Below are 5,550 nucleotides of genomic sequence, written 5' to 3'. Positions count from 1 at the left end.
ATAGGAGACGGGTCGACCCCCGCCGCGCAGCGCCCCGAGGGCCCGCCCCGTGTCGGTGTGCGCGTGAACCCCGCCACCGGCGAGGCCCGGGCCGACGCTGAGGGTCCGGCTGCCCCTGAGGGGCCGGCTGCCCCTGAGGGTCCGGCTGCCCCTGGGGGTCCGGCTGCCCCTGATGCCGTCGCGCCTGCGGACAGCTCGGCTCCGGCTCCTGCCGCCGACCAGGCTCCGGGCGACGTCATCGACGGTGCCCCCGACAGCGACAGCGACAGCGACAGCGACAGCGACACGGCGACGGACGACGGCGCCGAGCGCCGCCCGTGACACCCGGCGGTACGTCCACGATCCCTGTCCTGCTGCCGACGGGGACGGAGGTTGCAATTCACATCGCCGTCGAGCCCGTCGCCGACGCCCGAGCCACACTCATCCTCGCCCACGGCGCGGGATCGACGATGGATCACGGCTTCCTGGTGGGGATGGCGACGGCGTTGCGAGAGCGCGGCATCGCCACGGTGCGCTTCAACTTCCCCTACGTCGAGGCCGGGCGTCGAATGCCCGGCCCCGCGACGCACGCGCTGGCTGCCTGGGCCGCCGTCGCCGCGCACGCAGGCGAGCACCCCGATCTGGCGGGCCCTGTCTGGTTCGCCGGGCGCTCGTATGGCGGACGGATGGCCTCGATGGCGGTGGCCGACGGACTCCCCACGACAGGGCTGGTCTACCTCGGCTACCCGCTTCATGCGCCGGGGAAGCCGGAGTCGCCGCGCGTCGAGCACCTGCGGAAGATCGCGCAGCCTCAGCTGTTCGTCTCCGGCACCCGCGACCCCTTCGTCGATCCGCACGCCCAGTTGGAAGAGGCCGTGGCTGCCTGCGCCAACGCGCGCCTGCACTGGGTGGAGGGCGCAACGCACGGCTTCGAGGTCAAGGGACACAAGCGCCCGGCAGACGTGATCGGGGCCGAGCTGGCACCGATCGTGCGCGACTTCCTTCTGGGCTGAACTTTGAGATCCTGAACGCTCAGATCCTGAACGCCGAGATCCTGAACGCTGAGATCCTGCGCTGAACTCCAAACACGACGAGACACCCGCGCGAGGATCTCCTCACGCGGGCGTCTCGTCGTATCGGTGATCAGCCGCGCTGCACGCGGGCGATCCAGGCTTCCACGTCGTCTGCCGTGCGCGGGATCGCAGCCGAGAGGTTCTCGGCACCGTCTGCGGTGACGAGGATGTCGTCCTCGATGCGGACGCCGATGCCGCGGTACTCCGCAGGCACGGTCTGATCGTCCGCCTGGAAGTACAGGCCGGGTTCGATCGTGAAGACCATGCCCTCCTCGATGGCGCCGTCGTAGTACATCTCGCGACGAGCCGCAGCACAGTCGTGGACATCGATGCCGAGGTGGTGGCTGGTGCCGTGGACCATGTACCGGCGGTGCTGGCCGCCGCGATCGGCATCCAGGGCCTCCTCGGCCGTGACCGGAAGCAGGCCCCACTCGGCCACATGCGCCGCGATCACGGTCATGGCGGTCTCGTGCACCTGGCGGAAGCGGATGCCCGGCTTCACGATGGCGAAGGCCGCATCGGCCGCTTCCCGCACCGCCTCGTAGATCTTGCGCTGGATGTCGGTGAAGGTCCCGGACACCGGCAGCGTGCGGGTGATGTCGGCCGTGTAGAGGCTGTCGAGTTCGGCACCGGCGTCGACGAGGATGAGATCGCCCGGGCGGACGGCGCCGTCGTTGCGGGTCCAGTGCAGGTAGGTGGCGTGGGCTCCCGACGCCGCGATCGTGTCGTAGCCTTCCCAGTTGCCGTCGGTGCGCGCGCGCTGGTGGAAGACCCCCTCCACGACCCGCTCGCCCTTCGCGTGGGCGATGGCGCGCGGAAGCTCGCGGATGATGTCGTCGAAACCGTCGGCGGTGACACGGACGGCCTCGCGCATCTGCGCGATCTCGTACTCGTCCTTGACGAATCGCAGCTCCGAGACGAACGAGGTCAGGGCGTCATCGCTCTCGACGACCAGGTCGCCCTCGTGTGCCTCGAACGAATCGACGTGCGCGGTCTGCAGACCGAGGTCCACCGCCACCGCGCCCAGGGACGGACGAGGGCCAATCCAGAACTCGCCGATCGAGGCGTCGGAGTAGAACTCGGACGTGGTGCGGTCGGCCCGCTCGCGGAAGTACAGCGTGGCCGTGTGCCCGTCATCGGTGGGGTCGAGCACCAGCATCGAATCGGGCTCGGACTCGCTTCCCCACCCGGTCAGGTGGCTGAACGCGGAATGCGCGCGGAACGGGTAGTCGGTGTCGTTGCTGCGCTGTTTGACGGCGCCGGCCGGGATCACCAGTCGCTGACCGGGAAACGCCGCCGATACCGCAGCACGCCGACGCGCGGCGAAAGCGGCCTGCTCGCGAGCGGGTGCCGGCGCTTCGTCGCGCTCGGCCCACCCCTCGGAGATGGTGTCGAGGAATCCTTGGGGGAACGGCTGCTTGCGGTTGCTGACTGCGGGAGTCTCGGTCTCGGCCACGGGGGCCTCGTCACCTGTCGTGCTCATGCATCCATCCTCTCACGAGGGGGTGCGCGAAGATCAGCCGGTCGGCTCCAGCTGGACGATGAGAGGGCGGTGGTCGCTGCCGGAGTCATCGAGCGAGCGCAGCACCACGGAGCCCGTCGCCGTCCAGGACTTCGATGTCATCACATGGTCGATCGGAACGCCCGCGAGTGCCGGGATGCCCGTCGGCCAGGTGCCCACTGCGCCGTTGCCGGTGATGGCCGCGGCATCCGTGCACTGGCCCATCTGTCCGTCACCGGTGCCGAGGGAGGCCATGTGATCGATCGTGGCGTTGAAGTCGCCAGCCAGGATCACGTTGCCGTCGGCACACTGATCGGCGATCCACTGCAGGTCCTTCTCCCACCCGGACATCTGCGCCGGGCGCGGGGCGACCGCATGGACGGCGACGATTGTGGGGCCATCGCCATCGACGGGCATGGCCACCGCGCTGGGCAGCGACCCGGTGTTGCTGGTGCCGTCCTCTGACGATTGGATCACCGAGTAGTCGCCGAGCTGGGGGGAGATGAGGATCGTGGTCTCCCACGCCTGCGGACCCTCGTAGTCGGTCTGGTTGAACGAGACGTGCAACACCCACATCGGACGCCCGAGATCGCGCATGGCGACGGCGACGCGCTCACCCACCGACTCCGCGGTCTCGGGCAGCGAGACGATGTCGGCGTCCATGGCCACGGCCGTTTCCGCGATGGTGTCCGCGGGTGTCGCCTCACCGGCCGTGTTCCACGCCATCACGCGAAGGCTCGTCGCCGTCTTCTCCGGCAGGGCCTGCGTGCCGAAGCCGCGCACGGCGAGGATCGCGCCGTTCGCGCCGGCACCGATGATGCCGATGATCGCGAGCGAAGCCGCGAAACCGCGGATCGACTTCGCGAAGGAAAGCAGCAGGGCGAGGATGGCCACGCACACGAAGACGACCGCCAGGAGTCCGCGCGAGGCGACGCCCTGGGCGAACGGGAAGGTGCGCTCGAGATGGAAGAACTGCGGCCACGTCACGATCGCCGTTGCGATCGCGGCGCACACCGTGATCAACAGACCGAGCATTCGCAACACGCTTGCGAGCCTAGGCCGCCCCGCTGAGAGAACGGTCCGCGCATGCCCGCGATACGCTCAGAAGATGACCATCGACGTGCGCTTCCGCGGTCCCGCCGACCTGCACCTGCACTCGTCGCGCTCGGATGGCACCGAGCACCCGACGGATGTGATCTCGGCAGCACATGCGCACGGCCTGCGCACGGTGTCCCTCACCGATCACGACACCACGACAGGGTGGAGCGAGGCGGCGGCGCGCACACGCGAACTCGGCATGACGCTGATTCCCGGCATGGAACTGTCAACGCGCTACCAGTGGCAGAGCATTCACATGCTGGCGTATCTGTTCGATCCCCAAGACGCCGACCTCGTCGCCGAGACCGAGCGTATCCGCGCGGATCGACTCGGTCGCGCCGAGCGGATCGTGGGTAACATCGCCGCCGACTACACACTCACCTGGGATGACGTCCTCGCCCAGCGCCTCGAGGATGCGACGATCGGGCGGCCCCACATCGCCGACGCGCTGATCGCCCGCGGCATCGTTCAGGATCGGGAGGAGGCTTTCGCCGGCATCCTGCACCCGCGCACCGGCTACACCGTCCCGCTGTACTCTCCGGATCCGCGCGAGGCCGTGCGGCTCATCCGTGACGCCGGGGGAGTACCGATCATGGCGCACCCCGCACCACACGGCCGCGCCGGCATGCTCCCGATCACCATCTTGGAAGAGCTCATCGAGCTGGGACTCGCCGGTTTCGAGATCGATCATCGGGAGAACACCGCCGACGGCAAGCGGGCACTGCGCGCTCTGATCAAGCGCTACAACCTGATCGTCACCGGATCAAGCGACTACCACGGCACCGGTAAGCCCAACCGCCCCGGCGAGAACACCACCACCGAGGAGAACGTCGCCGCCATCATCAGCGAGGGAACCGGCACGGCGCCGGTCTACCCGCCGGACGCCTGAGCGGGAATCCTCTCGAATCCGTGCGCTAGGGTCGCGGGGTGCTGAACCCGACGCGGCTCGAAGCCCGAATCGACTCCCGTGCGCGGCGACTGCTGGCACGCGCCCCGAACACCGGCTGGCGCGGTGCGGCGGTGGAGTTCGCGGTGTTCGTGGCCAAGCAGGCCTGGGCCTGCGTCTTCGGCGCTGCGCTGCTGCTGGCCATCATGCTGGTGCGCGTGCTGTACCCTGACGACCTTCTGCTCACGCGCAACGACCTGCTGACCCTCATCGCCATCGCCATCCAGATCATCATGCTGATCACCCGCCTGGAGGCCGGTCGTGAGGTGTGGGTGATCGTCCTGTTTCACATCACCGGGACCGTGATGGAGCTGTTCAAGACGGACGTCGGGTCTTGGGAGTACGACGCCGGTGGTGTGCTGCGGATCGCCGGCGTTCCGCTGTTCTCCGGGTTCATGTATGCCGCGGTCGGCTCGTACCTGGTGCGCGTGTATCGCCTGTTCGATCTCGGGTTCGTGCGCTATCCGCCGGTATGGGCGACGGCTATCGTCGCTGCCGCCATCTACGCCAACTTCTTCACACACCACTGGATCTGGGACCTGCGCTGGGTGCTGACCGTGATCGTCGTGCTGTTGTGGGGCATGACGGTGATGCACGCGCGAGTGTGGCGTCGGACCATCCGCCTTCCCCTGATCCCGGTGTTCCTGGGCGTGGCGGTCTTCATCTGGATCGCGGAGAACATCGGCACCCGTTTCGGCGCCTGGCAGTACCCGGGCCAGGCGGATGGCTGGCAGCTGGTGTCGCTGTCCAAGCTCTCCAGCTGGGGTCTGCTGATGATCATCTCCGTCGTGCTCGTCACCTTCGTGTATCCGCCACGTCCGCCTGTGCGCCGGCCGACGCCACACTCGCGCGTGCATCACCGTCATGCCCCACAACAGCACGACGATCACGGTCAGCACCCAGCGCAGGTCCCAGATCCAGTGGTGTGTGAAGAAGTTGGCGTAGATGGCGGC

General features: G+C 68.4%; 4 protein-coding genes and 2 pseudogenes. 4 read left to right on the top strand and 2 right to left on the bottom strand.

Annotated features, from left to right (window positions below; translation table 11 throughout):
* Together ACI3KU_RS18845 and ACI3KU_RS18840 are read left to right on the top strand one after the other, a co-directional pair.
* A pseudogene (locus ACI3KU_RS18845) lies at positions 1-321 on the top strand (hypothetical protein); the annotation flags it as partial.
* Positions 318-992: an alpha/beta family hydrolase gene (locus tag ACI3KU_RS18840; RefSeq protein WP_404923874.1), complete on the top strand. Its 675-nt coding sequence runs from the start codon at positions 318-320 to the stop codon at positions 990-992. The pseudogene ACI3KU_RS18845 and the gene ACI3KU_RS18840, both read left to right, overlap by 4 nt.
* 130 nt (positions 993-1,122) lie before the next feature.
* Here ACI3KU_RS18840 and ACI3KU_RS18835 read toward each other — a convergent pair whose 3' ends face one another.
* Together ACI3KU_RS18835 and ACI3KU_RS18830 are read right to left on the bottom strand one after the other, a co-directional pair.
* Positions 1,123-2,535 (bottom strand): aminopeptidase P family protein, encoded by a 1,413-nt coding sequence (locus ACI3KU_RS18835; RefSeq protein ID WP_404923873.1) that lies wholly within the window; start codon positions 2,533-2,535, stop codon positions 1,123-1,125.
* Between the two features lie 33 nt (positions 2,536-2,568).
* Positions 2,569-3,597: an endonuclease/exonuclease/phosphatase family protein gene (locus ACI3KU_RS18830; RefSeq protein WP_404923872.1), complete on the bottom strand. Its 1,029-nt coding sequence runs from the start codon at positions 3,595-3,597 to the stop codon at positions 2,569-2,571.
* 64 nt (positions 3,598-3,661) lie between these two features.
* Between ACI3KU_RS18830 and ACI3KU_RS18825 the strand changes: the two genes are divergently transcribed.
* Both ACI3KU_RS18825 and ACI3KU_RS18820 read left to right on the top strand, forming a co-directional pair.
* Positions 3,662-4,540: a PHP domain-containing protein gene (locus ACI3KU_RS18825; RefSeq protein WP_404923871.1), complete on the top strand. Its 879-nt coding sequence runs from the start codon at positions 3,662-3,664 to the stop codon at positions 4,538-4,540.
* Positions 4,541-4,578: 38 nt separating this feature from the next.
* Positions 4,579-5,421: pseudogene (locus ACI3KU_RS18820) on the top strand (DUF817 domain-containing protein); the annotation flags it as partial.
* Positions 5,422-5,550: the final 129 nt, after the last annotated feature.

Source organism: Microbacterium sp. ZW T5_56, from assembly GCF_044987425.1.
GTDB lineage: Bacteria > Actinomycetota > Actinomycetes > Actinomycetales > Microbacteriaceae > Microbacterium.
Note: the sequence above shows the minus strand (reverse complement) of the source record. Positions and strands in the feature narration are given on the sequence as shown.

Coding starts and splice junctions, on each gene's coding strand:
- ACI3KU_RS18825 (WP_404923871.1), top strand. CDS start 3,662: ATGACCATCGACGTGCGCTTCCGCGGTCCCGCCGACCTGCACCTGCAC.
- ACI3KU_RS18835 (WP_404923873.1), bottom strand. CDS start 2,535: ATGAGCACGACAGGTGACGAGGCCCCCGTGGCCGAGACCGAGACTCCC.